Origin of the sequence: Planktosalinus lacus (assembly GCF_014640155.1) — a bacterium.
GTDB classification, from domain to species: Bacteria; Bacteroidota; Bacteroidia; order Flavobacteriales; family Flavobacteriaceae; genus Planktosalinus; species Planktosalinus lacus.
The window spans coordinates 40,783-60,602 of the sequence record NZ_BMGK01000011.1; the positions used below are offsets into that span (position 1 = coordinate 40,783).

Genomic DNA, 19,820 nt, shown 5'->3' on the forward strand with positions numbered 1-19,820 from the left:
TATGACAGACCTTCACAGAATAGAGTTAAATGCGAAGGTTTGAAAAAACTGGCACATCTCAAAATTAACATAATTTGTTAAAACTTTATGTAGACAAAGCTATTTCTTTACTATTATTCAATTGATGGATAATAAAAATATTTAAAATCGGGCGGCACAATGGGCGGTACAAAAGCATAAAAAAATCCGCAAATAACTCATAATCAGTTATATGCGGATGTTAAATGTGACCTCGACAGGATTCAAACCTGTAACCTTCTGAGCCGTAATCAGATGCGCTATTCAGTTGCGCCACGAGGCCTTTTTGAGGGCGTGTCCTCTGAAAGAACAAGCTTGTTTTGAAAGCGGATGCAAATATACCTTTTATTTTACTTTGAGCAAAGAGATTTTATACAATTTCAGCACTCAAACCGGCATCCAGCAAGAGGCTGCAACGGGGCTCCAGTTCTTCATAAGATCCGGTCTTAACAGTACACTTGCCTTTGTAATGCACAATCCACGCACACTGCTCTGCTTGAATGGGGGTATGCTCACAGGCATAGACCAGGGTTTCAATCACATGGTCAAACGTATTGACCTCATCATTGAATAAAACAATCTCATTGTTCTTCTGCTCCTCAGTAAGAACTTCAATTTCTTCTTGTATTTTTTCTTTTGTGCTCACCTTACAAAATTAATGAAAATTAATCGTTCTTGAAAAATTTAGCGGCTACCCAGTTGTTGCGTATGATATGTTCAACGTGCAGAAGCTTGTGTTTATTACATTCTTTTTCAATGCTTTCGAGGTCTTCAGTGTAAAAACCACTGAGGTAGAGTTCGCCGCCCGCTTCCAGACACGCAGCATAGGTTGCCATATCGTTGAGCAGGATGTTCCGGTTGATGTTGGCTATGATGGTGTCATAGCTTTTTCTCTCCAACAGCGAAGCGTCTCCTTCATACACACTAATGTGCTTGCAGTTGTTGCGTGCTGCATTTTCTATCGAATTTAAATAACACCAGTTGTCAATATCAATGGCGTCAATGGGTTGGGCGCCTTTCATTTCGGCTAAAATAGCCAGGACGGCCGTGCCGCAACCCATATCCAGTACCTTCTTGCCGGCCCATTCATTTTTCAATAAATGCTGAATCATCATATGCGTGGTCTCATGATGACCGGTGCCAAAAGACATCTTGGGTTCGATGACAATATCAAAGGTCACGTCGGGCTTTTCGTGAAAGGGAGCCCGTACCGAACAAATGCCGTCTACCAAAATAGGTTCAAAGTTTTTTTCCCATTCTTCGTTCCAGTTTACCTGTTTGATTTCCTGCTGCGTATAGCTGATGGTCACCAGGTCTGATTTGAGGACATCCACAGCTTCTAACAAGTCTTCTTTCCAAGCCCTTTTTTGAATGTATGCGGTCACGCCTGTTTCGGTTTCGGCAAAACTTTCAAAACCGGCTTCCCCGAGTTCAGCGATGAGGATATCAGTCCAGGGTTCTGACGGACTCACATTAAACTCAAATTCCAGATAGATATCTTCCATTACAGGGCGCTTATGATGTCGATAAAGGATTCCACTTCCAGCGAAGCGCCTCCCACCAATGCACCGTCTATATCTGGTTGTGCGAACAGGTCTTTTGCATTGGCCGGTTTGACACTGCCACCATACAATATGGAAACATTATCAGAAACCTCATTACTGTATTTGTCGGCGATGGTTTTTCTGATGAATTGGTGCATTTCCTGTGCTTGTTCAGGGCTGGCGGTTTCACCGGTGCCAATGGCCCAGACAGGTTCATAGGCAATAACCACAGACTCCCACTGTTTTGCATTTAGGTGAAACAGGCCGTTGCGTAACTGGCTTTCCACAAGTTTAAAATGATCCCCATCCTTTCTGTCTTCCAGTTTTTCGCCTATGCAAAAAATAATCTTTATCTCGTTGGCCAGTGCGGTCCGCACTTTTTCGGAAAGAATCCTATCGGTTTCAGCAAAGTATTCCCTGCGTTCACTATGCCCTAGGATCACGCGTTCTATCCCGATGCTCTTCAGCATCTTGGCTGATACTTCCCCGGTAAAGGCACCCTCCTCAGACTCATGCATGTTTTGTGCTACAATTTCAATGGGATATTCACGTGTAGCATCAAAAGCATGCCAGAGGTTTGTAAACGAAGGGGCAATCAGGATTTCAGCCTTTGTGTCTTGTAAGTTTTCAATGAAAAACGTAAAAAAGTCATTGGACTCCGCAAGATCTTTATACATTTTCCAGTTTGCTGCGATTATTTTTTTTCGTTGACTCATCGTTTTTTTAATTTATTGATAGATGGTTTATAAAAATAAATGTCAAATGGTAAGAGGTAGCAAATTTACTTAAATTTTAGCATTGTTGAGGTATGAATGCCTTTGCTTATTGTTACAAAAAGTGAATCAAAAGGATTTTAACCATTAAGTAGTTAAGAATATTTTGCTTAATGCCTTCATGTTTTTCTTGCAAACGAATATTCAAGAGACAGATTTGGAACTTGGTGCTTGTTATTTGGAATTTGGTGCTTGTTATTTGGAATTTGGTGCTTGTTATTTGGAATTTGGTGCTTGTTATTTGGAATTTGGAGCTTAGAATTTGGAGCTTGGAATTTGGAATTTGAAATTTGGTGCTTGGTACTTGGTGCTTGAATCTTATTTAACTAACTCCTGATTTTAGGGTCTAAAATCCCGTAAATAATATCCACAAAAATATTGATTAAGATGAACATGGCAGCAATAACAATAACAGCTCCCATAATAATGGGTAAATCGAGTGTATTTAGCGAATCAACGATTTCTTTTCCCAGTCCGTTCCAACCAAAGATATACTCCACAAATACCGCCCCTGCCAGCATCGAAGCAAACCAGCCTGAAATGGCTGTTACCACCGGGTTTAACGAGTTTTTTAAAGCGTGTTTTCTGATGACCTGATAGGTGCTCAGTCCCTTGGCCCGTGCCGTGCGGATGTAGTCCTGATTAAATACTTCCAGCATGGAGTTCCGCATTAGCTGAATCACTACAGCCAATGGGCGAATGCCTAAAACAACAGCAGGAAGGATCAGATTTTTCCACTGAATGTATGTTCCTTCACCAAAATCGTCCACTTCATACAAACTACCGGTCATATTGAGGTTTGTATATTGATGCAGCACATACCCAAAAAACCAGGCAAATAAAATGGCACTGAAAAAGGAAGGCACACTCATCCCCAGGGTACTGAAAATTTGAATGGTTTTGTCCATCCAGCTGTCTTTAACCAATGCGGAAACAATGCCGAAAAAAATACCAATCAGCAGCGCAATAGCAATCGCCGAAACTGCCAGCACAATCGTATTGGGTAAGGTTTCGCCAATCACTGCAGATACATCTTTACCACTTTTTTGAAAAGACTCCCGGAAGTAAGGTAACTTCAACACACAGGTTGTGTTTGCCACATCAAAGAGCTTTGTGGCATTGTATTTTCCAGCACTCAAATAAGTGTAATCCGCCGGATTGTTGCTGTGAAAGGAAAGAGGGGAAAGGTCGTTTAAATAATAGAGGTACTGTATGCTGATGGGTTTGTCAAAACCATACTTTTTCTTGATGATTTCAATTTGCTCCGGACTTTCATTCTGCCCCAGCATCATCCTTGCGGGGTCGCCGGGAAGAATGGTAAACAAAAAGAATATAACTGTTATCACACCCCATAATGTGAGGAAGGCATACCCCATTTTATTTAATATATATTTACCCACCTTAAAGCTTTAAATCGAGCGCATCCTTCCAATGTAATTTTTGTTTTATGGTTCCACTGTTTAGCTCCAGAATTCCGGGGTTGCTTCTCACAATGGTTTTTAAAACAGTCTGGTCACAGAAGTAAAAGTCAAAGTTTAAATTGTGTTCCGCTTTTAAACGGTCAATTGTTTCACCAATGGACGCTGAAAGCCCCACAACAGTATACCCTTTATCACGTGCTTCGTCAGTTATTTTTTTTATGTTTTCAAATCCGTCTTCGTTTGAACGTTCTACATTGTAAACCACCACCATAATGAGGTTTTCAATGCTCAAAATCTTATCGGTTACCTCTTCCTCGTCGGTTTCTATAGTGAAGTCAAGGATGGGTGGCAGGTAACCTTCCTGGACGAGCTCGGTTTCCACATCGATAAATTCGCCGTCAACCGAAGGATAAGAACCGTTGGTAGTAACAATTTTATCTGTGCCATTAAGATCAAATTTCCAGCGGTATTCATAGATTGCTTTTGGGGCATCCGGCGGGATGGTCATCGACTCCTGTATGTTGCTGTCCACTTTATACGCCCTGAAATCAATATAGGGCAAGTGGTTCAATACCTGATACACGATAATGACACAAAACAAGAGGGTTGCCAAAATGATATATTTTAAAGACGCTTTCGCGAAAAGCGGGCTAATGTATTTTTGACCCACAAAAAGGATGACAATAAACACCAGCAGGATGATATCTTTTATAAACGACTCCCATGGGGTTAGGGGAATGGCATCACCAAAACAACCGCAATCGGTTACCTTATTAAAATAAGCTGAGTAGAAAGTCAGGAACGTAAAAAAGATAATCATGAGCAGCAAACTCCAAACCGTAAACTTGCGCGCAAAACCAATAATTACCATAACCCCCACCAGCACTTCAAAAATCACAATAAGCACTGCCAGCGTCAAAGCATAGGGCACCAGAAACTCCAGGTTCAATACATCTGGAGCAAAATAGTCTTCCAACTTGAATGCAAAACCCATCGGGTCGTTCAACTTGATAAGTCCGGAAAAAATAAACAAGCCTCCAACGAGGATACGGGAAATGAGTACGAGTGCTTTCATTAAAATCTTTTTTTTTCACGCAAAGGGCGCTAAGTTTTCGCAAAGTGCGCTAAGGGTTTTTCCTTTTTCTTTGCGGTCTTTGCGCTTTCATTGCGTGCTTTGGTTTAATTTTTATTTTCATTTATGTGAATGAGGGCAAAGACCGAATAATTAATCATATCCTGATAATTGGCATCAATCCCTTCACTCACCAATGTCTTGCCTTGATTGTCTTCAATTTGTTTTACCCGCAGTAACTTTTGGATAATCAAATCGGTTAACGAACTCACGCGCATATCCCTCCATGCCTCGCCATAGTCGTGGTTTTTGTTGAGCATCAGGTTTTTGGTTTCGGTGATTTTTTCGTCATATAAAGCGGTGGCTTCTTCGGGCTTTAAATCGGGTTGCTCGACCACACCTTTTTCCAACTGAATAAGCGCCATCACACAGTAATTGATAATTCCAATAAATTCGCTGTGTTCATCTTCCTCCACTTTGCGTTCCCTATTTTGTTGCAAACTGCGAATGCGTTGTGCCTTGATAAATATTTGATCGGTGAGGGAAGGCAATCTTAAAATGCGCCACGCAGGTCCGTAATCCTTCATCTTATTAATAAATAAAGCCCTGCACGTGGCAATGACTTCATCATATTGAGCTTCAGTTTTTGACATACTTTTAATTCAATCGGCTGTAATTAGGTTCAATTACAAAAATACACTTTCAGGCGGGAAGTTCTAAAAAAAAGAGGAGAAAGCATTAAATTTGATGAATATTTACTTGTTCACTTACGCGAAAAACTCTTATGACGATCAACTGCAAAGGAACCCTCATCGATCTTTCCACACCCAAAGTAATGGGAATTCTCAACGTGACACCTGACTCATTTTATGACGGCGGGGTGTTGCAAAATGAAAAAGATATTCTCGGTCAAGCCGAAAAAATGCTCAATGAAGGGGCGACCTTTCTTGATATAGGAGGCTACAGCTCCCGTCCCGATGCCAAAGATATTTCAACAACCGAAGAAATCAGCCGGGTGATTCCAGCAATTGAAATCGTTCTTAAAAACTTCCCCGAAGCCTTGATTTCTATCGATACCTTCAGGAGTGAAGTAGCAAAAAAAGCCATTGAAAGCGGGGCAGCCATGATCAACGACATTGCTGCCGGAATGCTTGATGAAGCAATGTTACCAACTGTGGCGGAGCTACAAGTGCCTTACGTAATGATGCATATGCGCGGCACACCAAAAACCATGCAATCACTCACTCAGTATGAACATGTCACACTTGAAGTGTTGCGCTATTTTGCCGAACGAATGGCCGCAGCTCGTGCGCTGGGTATCAATGATATCATTGCCGACCCCGGATTTGGTTTTGCCAAAACCCGTGAACAGAATTTTGAATTACTCAACCAATTGGAACTGTTTAAAAATCTTGAAATCCCAGTACTGATAGGGCTTTCCAGAAAATCAATGATCTACAAAACACTCGGTGTTAAACCTCAGGAAGCGCTCAACGGCACTACGGCACTAAACAGTATTGCGCTTTTGAAAGGGGCACATATCTTACGGGTTCACGATGTGAAGGAAGCGGTGGAGTGTGTGGAATTAGTGAGTAAGTTATAAAAGTACCAAGTACCAAGTACCAAATTCCAAATTCCAAAACCCAAATTCCAAATTCCAAGTACCAAGTACCAAATTCAAAATTCAAAATTCAAAATTCCAAATTCCAAATTCCAAGCACCAAGTACCAAAATCCAAATTCAAAATTCAAAATTCAAAATTCAAAATTCAAAACTCCAAATTCCAAGTACCCAACCTACAGTAAACTTTCCGCCTTGCGCTTCAAAGCTTCAGGCGACGAAGCGGTTGGCGAGGCAAATTCAAAATTCAAAATTCAAAATTCAAAACTCCAAAATCCAAGCACTAAAATGCAAAACTTTAGTTTCTGTCAGCGGTTATCATGAGGGATAGCGATGTGAGCCAACTAATTATGCCCTACTCCGCAACACTGTTGTTCCATAAAACCGTTGCTGTGCTCGTGCCAGGGGAAGGCGGCGTTGTATTTGTTGTGTTCCCAGTAAAACTGTTTGCGTTCCTTGGGATGGTTGCCCACTTCATTCATGGTGTTGCTGTCATACAACCTGCCGTTGACCATGGTATAGATTAAGCTGTTGGTGTTTTGAATGTCTTCTAAGGGGTTCTTTTCCAATACCAATAAGTCGGCCATTTTGCCAACCTTCAGTGAACCGATGTCTTGTCCTGCACCGATGTAGTGTGCCGGATGGATGGTAGCTGTTTTTAAAGCCTCCAGATTGCTCATCCCACCTTGCTGAATGCTCCACAGCTCCCAGTGTGCTCCGAGTCCTTGTAACTGTCCGTGTGCGCCCATATTCACTTTCACCCCTTGCTCTGAAAGTGCAGTGGCTGTTTTTGAAGTGAGGATATGACTGTTTTCATATTCTTCATCGGGAATCATCATTCTGTGGCGCGAGCGAGCGTCAACGATGGCGCGCGGTGTGAACTGCAATAGCTTCTCATTTTCCCAGACATTGTTTTTCTGATACCAGTAATATTCTGCATTCAATCCGCCGTAGTTGACCAGAAGGGTGGGCGTATACCCCACTTCACTGGCGCCCCAAAGTTCGAGCACATCTTTGTAAACCGGGGCAACGGGAATGTTGTGTTCCACCCCGGTATGGCCGTCAATAACCATCGTCATATTATGGAAAAAGGTCGAACCGCCCTCAGGCACTACGTTGATGCCTTCTTCACGGGAAGCCTGTAAAACCTGCTGTCGCTGATCGCGTCTGGGTTGGTTATAACTTTTTACTGATAGAGCCCCAAAGGCCTTGGTGCGTTGTATGTTGGAACGGGCATCGTCCAGACTGTTGATGACCGCTTTAAAATCGCCATCGGCCCCATAAAGGATGTAACCGGTAGAGTAGAGACGGGGTCCCACCAGGTTTCCGGCTTTAATCATTTCACTTAAAGTGAAAATGGTTTCTGTATTGGCCGAAGGATCATGTGCTGTGGTTACGCCATACGCAAGATTGGCATAAAACTGCCAGTTTTGCTGCACGGTAAGACCATATCTGAATCCACCCACATGGGCGTGGGCATCTACCATTCCGGGCATAATGGTTTTACCGCCGGCGTCCATCACTTTTGCATTGGCGGGAATCGTTACTTCACCGCTTTTACCGAGGGCTTCAATTTTATTTTGATTGATGACAATCGTTCCGTTTTCAATCACTTCGTTGCCCTCCATGGTGATGATTCGGGCATTGGTAAAAGCAATTCTTCCGGAAGGTTTGTCCACTTTGGCGTTCAGGCCAATGGCAATTCCCTCGTCTGAGGGATCGTCTACCTTTTCGGGCGAACCGGGTAAAAACGTAAAACGGTTTTTGAGGTCGTTTTTAAAATAGGTTTCACCCAAGGTCCATAGCACTTGCTTGCTGTCTTTAGACCAATGCAGGTTGATACCGGCATCTTTGGCAATCATTGAAACCGGTACGGCTGTAGTTTTGTTGTCCAAATCAACTTCCTGACCCACCATATTCAACGGGGCAATATAGCCCTTGTGAAGATGCGTAAAAGCAATCCAGTTATTATCGGGACTTGGCACCAGGCGGTTGGCATATTTTGATTTGATGTGTGTGCGCTCGTCCTGTCCGTGGAGGTCCACACTTTTTAATTCTTTGGTAAGACTTCCAAAAAACACCCCTCCGGTTTGAAAGAAGATGCGTTTACCGTCTTTGGTAAACGTGGGATAGTCTCCGTCTTTGGTTAAAAAGGTTTCGGTGCCTCCGTTGGCAGGCATGGTGTATATCCCCGGATTCTTGGTAAACGCTCTTCCCTGGTCGTTGTTACCGTCTTCTTTTTTGAACACGATGGTTTGTCCGTCAGGAGAATAGGAGGGCGTTCGGTAGATTCCTTTTTCATTGGTAAGCTTGGTGGAACCACCGCCCTTTACCGAAATTTTTCTGATTGCCCCTTTCTCAGTATCGTTCCAGCTAACGTATATGAGTTCGTTTCCATTGGGCGAAAAGGCAGGCTCCGCTTCAAAATCGGTGGCGTTGGTGAGGCGTTTGGGGGTGCCATTGGGTAGTGATTTGGTCCATAAGTAACCCAACGCACGAAAAACGAGTGTTTTTCCGTCGGGCGAAGTCACGGCATCACGAATCACCTTTATTGTAAAATCGTTGTTGTCTATAGGGGTTTCAAAGTGCACACGATCGGCGATGTCAATGGCCACATCTGCAGTAAAGGGAATGGTAGAAGCGGTAGCAGTGTTGATATTTACTTTCTGTAGTTTTCCTTTGGCCCAGATAATGATGTCCTGGTTATTGGGCATCCAGCTGAAGTTGGGATAGGTGCCAAACAATGCCCAGGCGGTCATCTGGTCTTTGTTGAGGTCGTCATAGACCGGCCATTCCTCGCCGGTTTTTAAGTCGTGAATATACAGCACGGTTTTGGTGCGTACCCGTTTAATGAAAGCCAAAAGCTTGCCATCTCTTGATACTTGCGGACGGGCTGCACTGCCGGGGCCACCGGTGATTTGCTCAGTCTCGCCGGTTTTAAAATCGTAGCGTTTTACGGCATAAATCTGGCTGTTGGGGTCTTTGTTGTATTGAAAGGTACTTCCCGGGGTCACGTCTTCACAGTAATACATATAGTTCCCGTCAGGTGAAATGGTGGGCTCATTGACGTCTTTCTGATCGTTACTGCGTTTAGTGAGTTGAGTACCGCTTCCTCCCGTGATGTGGTATTGCCAGAGTTCGCCGGCACCCATTGAACGGCCTGAAGTAAAGTGTTTTCTGCCTACCAGATAGTTTCCGTTGGGCATCCATACGGCATTGTTCAATAACCTAAAGTCTTCTTTTGTGATTTGCCTGGCATCACTGCCGTCAACTTTCATTACCCAGATGTTATCACCTCCTCCGGCATCGCTGGTAAAAGAAATGTGAGTGCCGTCAGGACTGAAACGCGGTTGTATTTCAAAAGGAATACCGGTGCGCAATGCGTTGGCTTGACCTCCTGTTACCGGAACGCTATAGAGGTCTCCCAGCATATCAAACACAATGGTTTTGCCGTCTGGAGAGACGTCCAGGTTCATCCAGGTGCCCTCATCGGTTGTGAACTTGTGTGTGTTGTACTTGAAATCATGACCGGGATTGGCCACATCCCATGTGTCTTCTTCCTGGGCGTTTAATACAAAAGGAATAGCAATGGCAATGAATGAAAGGTAGATAAATCGATGCATAGTATAAGCTAAAAATAAATGAATGAATGAAAGTGTCTTTTAAGGCATATTACAATTATAAACTACTGTAAAACAGGGTGTTTATATAAAGTTGCATTTCAAAATGCAATTTCCAAATATAAACAAAAAATATATTTAAAGTTTGAAATACCCATCCGATTCCTATTGAAACAGCTTCCAATTAATTTAGTTTAAAATCGTAGAGTGATTCCAAATGATATTTGCGTTTTATAAAATTGTATTTTTATGTTTTGTATTACCCTATAAAAAAGCTAATTTCGTCCCGTGTTTAATTAACTTGAAAAGAAACTTTATGAATAATAAGATTTTACTTTTGTTGGCAGTTCTTGTGATCTCAGCAATGTCCTGTAAAGATGAACCTAAGAGCGAATCTAAAAAAGAAATAACGCTGTCAAAAGAACAACAAATTGAACAGAGACAACAAAGACTTAAAGAAAGGGAGGCAATAAGAGAAAAAGCGAAGAGCGAGGTCAATACCATTATGGCTGTTCTTATGTTTGACAAAAACTTTTCTGAACTTTCCTCATTGGTCGTGTCTGCAGAACTGGTCGACACCTTGTTAGAGGAAGGGCCTTTTACACTTTTTGCGCCTAATAACATGGCGTTAAATCAATATTCAGAGGAGAAGCTAAAAGAGGTTTTAAAACCCAGAAACAGGGAAGACCTGCAATCACTTTTAAAGTATCACATCATTCCGGGTACATTAACTACTGATGAACTCAAAACAATGTTAGGTCAAAACAACAATACAATGAGTATCGCAACTTTACAAGGAGAAAAACTCAATTTTTCGCTTGCAAACGGAAAAATCTCTTTAAAAGACGCCAATAATAACACCATCAATATCATTAAAAGTGATATTGAAGCTACCAATGGTGTCATTCACACCATTAGTACAGTAGCAGAAACCAAAACTGTAGAGGTAGAAGAATAGAAAAAATACAACTAATTGCTTACATCAATGGGACTCATAGAGTCCCATTTTTTATTTAAACGTTGTGGCTTTGAGGATGGTTTTAGTTTGATAGAATTTAATTCCTATTTTACCAGTAACCCATCCACTAAAAAGTTAGGGTCTAAAACTAAACTGTTTACAGGGTTTTCAAAAGTTTTAACTGTCCATTCGGCCTTCGGGTAGATCCATTGCAACTCGTCATTGATGTAGACCCTCACCGGCATATCAAAACCATCAATAATTTCGCTGTAGCGAAAGGAGAGCTCGTTTTCATTGATTTTAAACTCCACCACAGGAATGCGATCATCCCGTAAATACTGATTGAAAAACTCAGTCAGGTCATAGCCCGTTTTTTCACTGATGTAGTTTTCAATTTGAGAGGTGGTGACCGTTTGGTGCCTAAAATCACGGTTGAGCCCCCGCAGTATGCCCCGCCACTTTTCATCATCTTCAATGAGTTGCCTTAGGGTATGCAATATATTGGCACCTTTGTAGTACATATCGCCGGAACCACGTTTATTGACGTCATACACCCCAATGATGGGCCGGTCATTTTGTATGAGGTTTGAAGTGCCCACTACATATTCTGCGCCGGCTTCTTTTCCGTAGAAATATTCAACAAACAGGCTTTCAGAATAGGCAGTGAAGCCTTCATGGATCCACATATCTGCGATGTCTTTGTAAGTGATGTTGTTGGCAAACCACTCGTGCCCGGTTTCGTGCACAATGATAAAGTCAAACTTCATGCCCCAGCCGGTTCCTGAAAGGTCATTGCCCAAATAGCCTTTAAAGTAGTTGTTTCCATAGGTCACCGAACTTTGATGTTCCATACCCAAATAAGGAACTTCCACCAGCTTAAAGCTGTCTTCATAGAAAGGGTAGGGGCCAAACCAGTGTTCTAAGGCTTCTATAGTGCGTGGTGCGTCTTTAAAGTGTTCTTTGGCTTTGTCCAGATTGTAACTCAACACCCAGTAATCCATATCGAGGGCACCGGCTTCGCCGTCATAGGTTTCACCAAAATGCACATAGCCGGCAATGTTGATGTTGACGCCATAATTGTTGATGGGGTTGGTAACATACCAATGCCAGGTTTTGGTGTTATCCTTGTGTTCTTCCACATTTTTTAGTCTTCCGTTGGAAACATTGATGAGGGATTCAGGTACCCGCACGCTGATGGCCATACTGTCTACCTCGTCATACATATGGTCTTTGTTGGGCCACCACACACTGGCCCCAATTCCCTGATTGGAGGAAGCCACAAAGTGATTGCCCTGTTCGTCCTTTTTCCAGGAGATCCCTCCGTCCCAGGGAGCGTTTTTAGCTTCGACGGGATGGCCGCTGTAATGCACTACTACTTCTTCGGTAGCTCCTTTCTTTTGGTTTTTTTGTAGCGTAACGAAATGGGCATTGCCTTCGGTGGTCACGTTCAGTTCCTTTCCATCCTGAGTGATTTTTTCAATGCTCAACGGCGTCTGTAAATCCACCTGCAACACCTGATGTGGTTCCAGTACTGTATACCTGATGGTGTTGCTTCCGCCCAGCCATTTTTCGTCAGGCTTTACTTCAATGTTGAGGTGGTAGAAGGTCAGGTCCCACCACGCCCGCTCAGGAGTGATGCTTCCGCGTAAAGTGTCTTGTTTGGTGAAAGCCTGTGAAAAGACCATAGTCCCGCAACATACAAGGAAAAAAAGTAGGGAAAGTAGTTTATGCATTATTGAAGTGTTTCCTGCAAAAATAGTATTGTTTTTTGAAATATAAAGGTTTGTAATAGCGCTTAGCGGTGGTCAGTAGTTCTTGCTTTTAAACTGAACACTGCTACTGATCACTGCTTACTCTTATTCTGGTTTCACGCAAAGGCCACAAAGGTATCCGCAAAGCAGCAAAGAGAACCCGTCATCGGTCTAAAGACTATCGAAACACGCCCCCCGGAAATACCACTACACTCTCGTGTCCGTCTTTCCCAACGGCGGCAACGCCAAAAAAGGAATTGTCAATCACAATGCCTTCCAGGGTGTGTTCACTCACATCGCCCACAGCGCGGCTGTAATCCCAGGTGGGGGAGGTGGTATCGCGCCAGTAGATTTTATACCCCACAGCGCCGGGCACTTTGTCCCACTTTAGTTTGGCTGATGGCTCTACGATTCCGCCTATCTGTACATTCTCAGGTGCCGGGGGTGCCCACGCCAGGGCTGCCATGCTAATGGCATTCACGGCTGTGAGTTTGGCGGCATAGTCAAAGTTGACGTGTTCCAGCACATCGCCATAGGCAATCCCATCTTCCACACGGATGTCCTGATGTTGCTGGGTGTAGTTTTCGTGGGCTTCCATGATGCGGATGCCCGCAAAGCCGGCATCGTTAAAGGGACGGTGATGCCCCCCGCGTCCAAAGCGGTCTAAACGATAAATCAGCATGGGGTTCATCTCAGGCATATAGGTTTGGGTGGTTTTGTGGACATAGCGCGCCAGCTGACGCGAAATACCATCCACTTCACCACCATAAAAGCGTCTCATAGTGCGTTCCCTTTCGGTTTCTGTGGGTGGTACGGGTTCTGAAAAGATACGGAAATCGCGGTTGCTGATGACCCCGTTAACACCGGTGATGTTGCCAATCATATCGTTGTTGAGTACCCCGATGATCTCCCATCCTTGTTCCTTGGCATAGGCCGCGAGTCCGGCACCGCCAAAGAGTCCCTGTTCCTCACCGGAAAGTCCGGTATAGATAATACTACTTTCAAAAGTGTAGTTAGACAATACCCTGGCAGCCTCCAATGCTCCCGCAATACCGGTGGCATTGTCATTGGCCCCCGGAGCATCAATGGTGTAGTTGTTTGCTTCACTGGCACGCGAATCAATATCCCCACTCATAATCACAAACCGGTTGGGGTATTTGGTGCCGCGTTGCACAGCCACCACATTCACCACCCACACATCAAAAGGAATGCGGGCATTGGCGCCTTCTTTGACAAGGTCTTTTTGATAGAAGACCTCCAGGCAGTTGTTGCAATCACGGGAGATACTCTCAAACTCCTGTTTGACCCAGCGGCGTGCCGCACCAATGCCACGAGTGTCTGAAACCGTGTCACTCAAGGTGTGGCGTGTACCAAAATTAGCTAAAATAGTAACGTCCTTTTCCAGCCGTTCGGCGGAAACGGCCTCTGCAATGTCATACATACGGGGGTCTGTCTGGGCTTGTGTCATCGTGAGGACGCCCAGCAGCAAGAGGGTAGCATATTTTGTCATATTGTTTTTTTTATAAAGATAAGGAAAACTGTCTTTATAGTTTATAAACCCTTATAAAGGTTGGTCACTCAATACAGAATCTTTTATAGTTTAAAAAGTTGTTTACCAAGCAATCGCGTGAAAGCAAGGTATCACATTGTTTCAACAAAATCCAAAAACACCTTTTTATGCCGTTCCAGGTCCATATTCGGAGAAAGGGATACCCGCGCGATATAATCTTTGTCGTCTTCTTTGGTTGTGCCCTGCGTAGAGGTTGCCGGGATCGTCCAATAACATCCTTTTAACTGCCCATAGCTCACACAGTACTTACTCTCATTAGGGATTTCACTGATCATCATATCAATCAGTGTATGGTTTAATGCTCGTTTATAAGATTCTCTTTCTTCGGGCGTATTCCCTTTCGTGGGCAGGTCTAAGGAGAACACAGAAGGGGTAAACCCTTCTTCAGCCAGTTCTTCTGAGACAAAATTGATCTTTGCTTCCGGTAAGGTCTCTTTGATAAAGTTTACAAACGCACGCGTATTCTTATACGCCTCTTTTATTCGTTGATTCATGGAAGGCAGTTGTGCTGCCAGTATTTTAACCTGAAGATTGGTAGCTTCATTATCGCAAAGTATGAGGTGCTTTTCGATGGTATCCAGCAATGCTTCAGCGGTATCATTGGCGACACAGTAACCGGCCGTACATTTCCCTCCACTCGGGAATTTCGAGCCACTCACATAGGATAGGGTCCTGATCCCGGCAAGGATGCCATCATTCGCCACAAATTGTACATTGGGACAAAAGGTTTGGTCTAAAATAAACACCGGATCGATCGCCGTTTCACCACTTGCCGTTGTCCGCACTTTACTTAAAACGTCTCTTAGTTTTTTAAGATTCGGAACTTCGACCCTTGGGTTTGTGGGGATTTCAGCAATGATGTATGGGACCGCATCTTCGTTGGCAACTTTATCTAATACGAGATCAATACTTTGCACCATATCATTGTCACCATCAACAGGTAAATCCAACACTTCCACATTTTTAACGCAAGCTGCCACCCGCCGCGCCTGATCATTGGTGCCGCCATAGCAATTGGGGGGAACAATAAACTTGATGGCCTTTCCTGGATGTTTTTCCAGGGCATCATCAATGAGCCCCATCATAATGGCATATTGAATAGAGAGTCCGCTGGAAGCCAGCAGCGCTTTTGTTTTTGTACCCGTAATCTCTTGAATGGATGCTATTACACTTGTTTTGTCAGCTTCAACATTACTGATCTCAGTATCAGAAGCCCTTCCTGTTAGCTGTTGCAAGGCCGTCAAACAATCGGCAGGTGTCATGGCGATGGTTTCCCTTCTTCGCACGTGCTGTATTTCTGAAATGTACCCTGCATTCTTTGCTCCGTTTACCAATAGTATACTTCCCAGGTGTGGGTGAACACTGATATAAAAGTCAATAGTGGGAAGGAGGTTTACAGAACCTATTTCAACCTCTTGTGAATAGAAAACGGTACTGCCATGAAACTCAGGAACATCTTCTGCTTTCTCCACCTGCTTTAATTCAAAATGATACCCATATACACGCCGGAGTGCTTCCGCATCAAAAAACGCCGGCAATGCCCCGGTATAACAGATCAGGGTATTCTTCTTGTCCAATAAGTTTTTTCTCAAAACGGCTAACACAGGAGTCGACCGTGATGAAAAACTGATTACATTGGTTGGTTTTATTGCATTCAAGTGAGCGATGGCCCACTCCAGTATTGAAGATAAGGGATGCCCTAACCGAATATAATCATAAGCAGTGGGTAAGGCACTGAGGGCTGAAGTATCAGCAATCTTGGCTGCAGCTAAGTTCTCAAACGCTTCTAAGAATTCAGTTTTAGCCAATTGTTCATTATAAATATCCAGCCGATGGGTTGTGAGTTGTAACCAGTCAGTTGGCATATTTTCAAGGACTTCTTCAATATACTTCAGGACGTTGTTCTCTTTCATAGTCTTTACTTTTGAATGGGCCGTAAAGATAAATGAATTCGGGTGATTTAAGAATTGTAAGCCGGGTTTTGTTGTTATGTAACAGGCCGGCTATGGAAGTGGTTCATTCTATGTGCCATGCAACGCCTGTCTTAATTTGCCCGGAAAACAATCGGGGAGGAACGTTTGGGTTGTTTTTATAGATTGTTGTAAAACACCTTTTTATTGTTGACCATCTTTTTTTATAAAGGATTTTATAATCATTTCTGCGCTGTTAACATCAGATGTATCTACATACAGATCAACATCGTTTGAAGGAATTCCGAAACCTGCGAGTCTTGCTGATTCGACATTGTCTTTGATGATTGATGGTATTTTTTCTTCATCTAAAAGCTGTACAATTCGATTGATCACTATCGCACTATCCGTCAAAACTCTCACATGTTCACTCATATCTTTTTAGATTTAAATAGTTTGTTCTTTAAGATTTAAAACCGATCAGTATCTTCACTGACCACCCTTCACGGGTCGTTATTATTCTTTGTTTAAATCCAGCCTAATTCTTTCACCGTCATTTCACTTTCCACAGTACCTGTATGGGATGTTGCTTTGGGTTCAAAAAGAAGGTTAAACACAATTTCTCCATTTGTATGCGGTCTGTGTTCTACACCTTTAGGGACTATTAGAATTTCTCCTTCCTTGACTTCAACAGTTCTGCCATCCCGAAAGTCCATCAAGAGTGTGCCTTTGAAGACCATAAAAAGTTCGTCTTCATTCTCATGGCTATGCCAAACAAAGTCATTTTTTAGTTTACAAAGTTTCACATAGTGTCCGTTAAGTTCTCCAATAATGTGAGGGGTCCATTGCTTTTCAAATAATGAAAACTTCTGCATAATATTGATGGAATTGAGTGCTTGCATATTCTTTAAACTTTAAATGTTATTTCGTTTTTTTCTTTGGGGGTCACCGTGCCAACTTTTTTGTGTAACAGAGGCATTGTGTGCCTGCCTGGCCGCCGGCAGGGTTTAAGGACTAAGATAATTAAAAAACTCAATGAATGCCATTTTAAGGAAGGCCATCCTATCAATTAACGGGGGGCCATTGCTGGCATACTTTACGCTTAATATACATTCTCTCTTCGTAATAAGTTTAAAATCAACCCCTTATTACCTAAATAATTCATACCTTTAAGTAGGGTATTTTAAAACTTATTTGTTCTTTTAAAAACAAAGATCATGAAAACAAAATTACTTCTCAATTTATTATTGGTTTTCTTCACTACCCAACTCCTTGCACAAGACCCCAATTGGTCCTACATCCGTAAGGAAAATACAGGGATAGGGGGCGCACTCCATTATGTGGTTCAGGGGGATGCTTTTGGAAACATATGGACCGGGGGTTACGAATCTTCCGATGAAGGCAGTTTGGTGCGTATTGCTACTACAGACACCGTTTACACCAATTGGTCCACCTATTCTGAGGAGTATTTACCCAATGGAATGATCTATGACATAGCTTTCGACAGTACGGGTATTATTTGGGTAGGCTCCGAGGCGGGGATCACCACTTCGGGAGATGGTTTGGAATGGACACATTATGATGCCAGCAACACTCCTTTTTTAAGCACTGATGTTGAGGGGATTGCCATAGGAGCCGGAGATACGGTTTGGACGATACATACCGATAGCGACCCCACTCTGGGGGGTTTGGGTTCTTTTGATGGAACCACCTGGAACTATTTTACTTTTTCAAATTCAGGCCTTCCTGCTGGCACCCTTTTAAGGGATATTGTGGTGGATGACAATGATGTGAAGTGGATGGCTTCCAACAACGGTTTGATTTCATTTGACGGGACTGACTGGCAACATTATACCAGTGCCAATAGTGGTCTTTCTGACGATAGTGTGTGGGAAGTGGCCGTGGACGATCAAAACAACGTATGGGCCCTGGTGGACAATGCCGTAGATATCTTTGACGGAAGTACCTGGACGCAAATCAACGAGACCGACTGGCCAATCACGAATGTGCAAGGACGCTCGTTGGACGTTTTTGGAGATCAGGTAATTATTGCTGAAGGTGCCGGTTCCCGGGTATTACTGTTTGACGGAACTACCTGGACCTCTGAATATATGAGTTTAACCATGTTTGATTCCTATATAGACCATGACGGTACTTACTGGATCTCCGGCTATGGCGTAGTGGCGAGGAACGATGGAACGGGTTGGTTGCGCTATACCGGCAACAACACCGGCTTACCCAACAACTTCAACGAGGATATTTTTATTGACAGTCAGGGCCGCCGTTGGTTTGCCAATGGCAATGGCGGTATTCAAGTATTCGATTGCCCCAATTGGGAAGTGTATGGCCCAGAAAATGAAGGTTTGTTTCCCAATCCACAGACGCTTTATTCTACTACCATCGGAACCTCGATTACCGAAGACGCTGATGGGGATATATGGTTCTCTTACGCCGGTACATCGGGGTATATAATCCATATTCCGGAAGGGAATTATACTGATTATGCTGCCTGGACGACTTATGACAATACAAACTCAACACCCTGGCTTCAGTTTATTGATGAACTGAATGCTACCGATGACGGCAAGTTGTTCGCGCTGGCTGATAACAATGCTATTATGTATGATAAGCTTGCAGATACATGGACGGTTTGGAACATATCCAATGGACTCTCCGGCTCTCCAATTAGTTTGGGATCTCGGGGCAATGCCATGTATGTAGGTCACTACCAGGGAATCGATGTGTATGAAAACGAAACCTGGACCACCATTGATTTGACGCCCCAGGGCATCGAGCATGTGCTCCATATCGCTTTTGATGCAAACGATGCTATGTGGCTGGGTACTACAACCGGTTTGTGGAAGTATGACGGCACCACCTGGACCAACTGGAACGAAAGCAACAGTAACATTGCTGCCAACTATGTAACCGCAATTGATTTTGACGCCAACAACACTGTTTATGTAAGTGCCCATAATACATTTAATTGGCCCTACTATGGAGGCATTTCCTTTTTTGATGGCACCGGAACCACCTTTACCACCTTTTTGGATGAAAGCTCACCGCTTGCCCACAAGCAAGTGGAAGATATAGCGGTAGATTCTTTCGGAAATATTTGGGCCCTTACCCAAAGTGAAGGCTTTACAATATATAACCCCAATGGCGTTGATGGATTTGAATGTATTGATCGAACCCTGGAAAGAACCCTGGGAGTAGGTGACTATACTTTAAACAGCCAAATGGAGGGTTTAAATTACCCCAATCCCTTTTCTGAAACCACCACCATTGTGTTCAATTCCAAAGATGCAAACCCGGTGACTGTTGAGGTATTTGATGTTTTGGGAAGAAGCATACACACCTTTCAACTTGATGAAGTTGCAATGGGAGAAAACAGTTTTCCCTTAAACCTGTCACAGCAATCCAGGGGAATCTATTTTTGTAAAATAAGCTCCCACAGCCAGGAAAAAACAATAAAACTTATTAAGGGCTGATCAAATGAGAGTTTGCCAACCTTTGACTCCGTTTAAAGCGAGAGCGGTTTGACTGAAGCAATCTAGTAGGGT

General features: G+C 43.3%; 15 protein-coding genes and 1 tRNA gene. 3 read left to right on the top strand and 13 right to left on the bottom strand.

Annotated elements, in window-relative coordinates; translation table 11 throughout:
- Window positions 1–227 precede the first annotated feature (227 nt).
- From IEV69_RS12185 to IEV69_RS12215, 7 genes are all read right to left on the bottom strand, one after another.
- Window positions 228–301: transfer RNA gene (locus IEV69_RS12185), tRNA-Arg, on the bottom strand.
- Between the two features lie 87 nt (window positions 302–388).
- The gene (locus IEV69_RS12190) at window positions 389–664 is read right to left on the bottom strand and encodes an ATP-dependent Clp protease adaptor ClpS (protein ID WP_188442853.1); all 276 of its coding nucleotides are present in this window, start codon (window positions 662–664) and stop codon (window positions 389–391) included.
- Window positions 665–683: 19 nt separating this feature from the next.
- Complete coding sequence (prmA, locus tag IEV69_RS12195) at window positions 684–1,523, bottom strand: 50S ribosomal protein L11 methyltransferase (RefSeq protein ID WP_188442855.1); 840 nt, start codon at window positions 1,521–1,523, stop codon at window positions 684–686.
- Complete coding sequence (gene tpiA / locus IEV69_RS12200; RefSeq protein WP_188442857.1) at window positions 1,523–2,278, bottom strand: triose-phosphate isomerase; 756 nt, start codon at window positions 2,276–2,278, stop codon at window positions 1,523–1,525. Before tpiA ends, prmA begins: the two co-directional genes overlap by 1 nt.
- Window positions 2,279–2,661: 383 nt before the next feature.
- Complete coding sequence (locus IEV69_RS12205) at window positions 2,662–3,735, bottom strand: ABC transporter permease (RefSeq protein ID WP_188442859.1); 1,074 nt, start codon at window positions 3,733–3,735, stop codon at window positions 2,662–2,664.
- A 1-nt stretch (window position 3,736) separates the two neighbouring features.
- Window positions 3,737–4,831: a BT_3928 family protein gene (locus IEV69_RS12210; RefSeq protein ID WP_188442861.1), complete on the bottom strand. Its 1,095-nt coding sequence runs from the start codon at window positions 4,829–4,831 to the stop codon at window positions 3,737–3,739.
- Window positions 4,832–4,935: 104 nt separating this feature from the next.
- Window positions 4,936–5,481 (bottom strand): DUF1599 domain-containing protein, encoded by a 546-nt coding sequence (locus IEV69_RS12215; protein ID WP_188442863.1) that lies wholly within the window; start codon window positions 5,479–5,481, stop codon window positions 4,936–4,938.
- Window positions 5,482–5,612: 131 nt separating this feature from the next.
- Here IEV69_RS12215 and folP point away from each other — a divergent pair, with 131 nt between their 5' ends.
- The gene (folP, locus tag IEV69_RS12220; protein ID WP_188442865.1) at window positions 5,613–6,431 is read left to right on the top strand and encodes a dihydropteroate synthase; all 819 of its coding nucleotides are present in this window, start codon (window positions 5,613–5,615) and stop codon (window positions 6,429–6,431) included.
- A 361-nt stretch (window positions 6,432–6,792) separates the two neighbouring features.
- Here the strand turns inward: folP and IEV69_RS12225 are convergent, their stop codons facing one another.
- Window positions 6,793–10,071, bottom strand: a complete 3,279-nt coding sequence (locus IEV69_RS12225; RefSeq protein WP_188442866.1) for an amidohydrolase family protein — start codon at window positions 10,069–10,071, stop codon at window positions 6,793–6,795.
- Between the two features lie 313 nt (window positions 10,072–10,384).
- Between IEV69_RS12225 and IEV69_RS12230 the strand changes: the two genes are divergently transcribed.
- Window positions 10,385–11,026 carry a fasciclin domain-containing protein gene (locus tag IEV69_RS12230; RefSeq protein WP_188442868.1) on the top strand — a complete coding sequence of 214 codons (642 nt, stop codon included), beginning with the start codon at window positions 10,385–10,387 and terminating at the stop codon, window positions 11,024–11,026.
- Between the two features lie 104 nt (window positions 11,027–11,130).
- On the opposite strand, the gene IEV69_RS12235 is transcribed toward IEV69_RS12230, so the two are convergent.
- The 5 genes from IEV69_RS12235 to IEV69_RS12255 all read right to left on the bottom strand — a co-directional run bounded on the left by IEV69_RS12235 (window position 11,131) and on the right by IEV69_RS12255 (window position 17,159).
- Window positions 11,131–12,759: a M1 family metallopeptidase gene (locus IEV69_RS12235; RefSeq protein WP_188442870.1), complete on the bottom strand. Its 1,629-nt coding sequence runs from the start codon at window positions 12,757–12,759 to the stop codon at window positions 11,131–11,133.
- 196 nt (window positions 12,760–12,955) lie between these two features.
- On the bottom strand, window positions 12,956–14,287 hold the full coding sequence (locus IEV69_RS12240; protein WP_188442872.1) for a M28 family metallopeptidase: 1,332 nt from the start codon (window positions 14,285–14,287) through the stop codon (window positions 12,956–12,958).
- Between the two features lie 131 nt (window positions 14,288–14,418).
- On the bottom strand, window positions 14,419–16,260 hold the full coding sequence (locus tag IEV69_RS12245) for a PLP-dependent aminotransferase family protein (RefSeq protein ID WP_188442874.1): 1,842 nt from the start codon (window positions 16,258–16,260) through the stop codon (window positions 14,419–14,421).
- 201 nt (window positions 16,261–16,461) lie between these two features.
- The gene (locus IEV69_RS12250; protein WP_188442876.1) at window positions 16,462–16,692 is read right to left on the bottom strand and encodes a putative signal transducing protein; all 231 of its coding nucleotides are present in this window, start codon (window positions 16,690–16,692) and stop codon (window positions 16,462–16,464) included.
- Between the two features lie 92 nt (window positions 16,693–16,784).
- On the bottom strand, window positions 16,785–17,159 hold the full coding sequence (locus IEV69_RS12255) for a cupin domain-containing protein (protein ID WP_188442878.1): 375 nt from the start codon (window positions 17,157–17,159) through the stop codon (window positions 16,785–16,787).
- A gap of 315 nt (window positions 17,160–17,474) precedes the next feature.
- Here IEV69_RS12255 and IEV69_RS12260 point away from each other — a divergent pair, with 315 nt between their 5' ends.
- Entirely contained in the window at window positions 17,475–19,748 is a 2,274-nt protein-coding gene (locus IEV69_RS12260; RefSeq protein ID WP_188442880.1) for a two-component regulator propeller domain-containing protein, read from the top strand.
- The last annotated feature ends 72 nt before the right edge of the window (window positions 19,749–19,820 follow it).

Excerpts from the sequence above, each read along its gene's own strand:
- prmA (WP_188442855.1), bottom strand. The coding sequence starts at position 1,523 with ATGGAAGATATCTATCTGGAATTTGAGTTTAATGTGAGTCCGTCAGAA.
- tpiA (WP_188442857.1), bottom strand. The coding sequence starts at position 2,278 with ATGAGTCAACGAAAAAAAATAATCGCAGCAAACTGGAAAATGTATAAA.
- IEV69_RS12210 (WP_188442861.1), bottom strand. The coding sequence starts at position 4,831 with ATGAAAGCACTCGTACTCATTTCCCGTATCCTCGTTGGAGGCTTGTTT.
- IEV69_RS12215 (WP_188442863.1), bottom strand. The coding sequence starts at position 5,481 with ATGTCAAAAACTGAAGCTCAATATGATGAAGTCATTGCCACGTGCAGG.
- folP (WP_188442865.1), top strand. The coding sequence starts at position 5,613 with ATGACGATCAACTGCAAAGGAACCCTCATCGATCTTTCCACACCCAAA.
- IEV69_RS12225 (WP_188442866.1), bottom strand. The coding sequence starts at position 10,071 with ATGCATCGATTTATCTACCTTTCATTCATTGCCATTGCTATTCCTTTT.
- IEV69_RS12230 (WP_188442868.1), top strand. The coding sequence starts at position 10,385 with ATGAATAATAAGATTTTACTTTTGTTGGCAGTTCTTGTGATCTCAGCA.
- IEV69_RS12235 (WP_188442870.1), bottom strand. The coding sequence starts at position 12,759 with ATGCATAAACTACTTTCCCTACTTTTTTTCCTTGTATGTTGCGGGACT.
- IEV69_RS12240 (WP_188442872.1), bottom strand. The coding sequence starts at position 14,287 with ATGACAAAATATGCTACCCTCTTGCTGCTGGGCGTCCTCACGATGACA.
- IEV69_RS12245 (WP_188442874.1), bottom strand. The coding sequence starts at position 16,260 with ATGAAAGAGAACAACGTCCTGAAGTATATTGAAGAAGTCCTTGAAAAT.
- IEV69_RS12250 (WP_188442876.1), bottom strand. The coding sequence starts at position 16,692 with ATGAGTGAACATGTGAGAGTTTTGACGGATAGTGCGATAGTGATCAAT.
- IEV69_RS12255 (WP_188442878.1), bottom strand. The coding sequence starts at position 17,159 with ATGCAAGCACTCAATTCCATCAATATTATGCAGAAGTTTTCATTATTT.
- IEV69_RS12260 (WP_188442880.1), top strand. The coding sequence starts at position 17,475 with ATGAAAACAAAATTACTTCTCAATTTATTATTGGTTTTCTTCACTACC.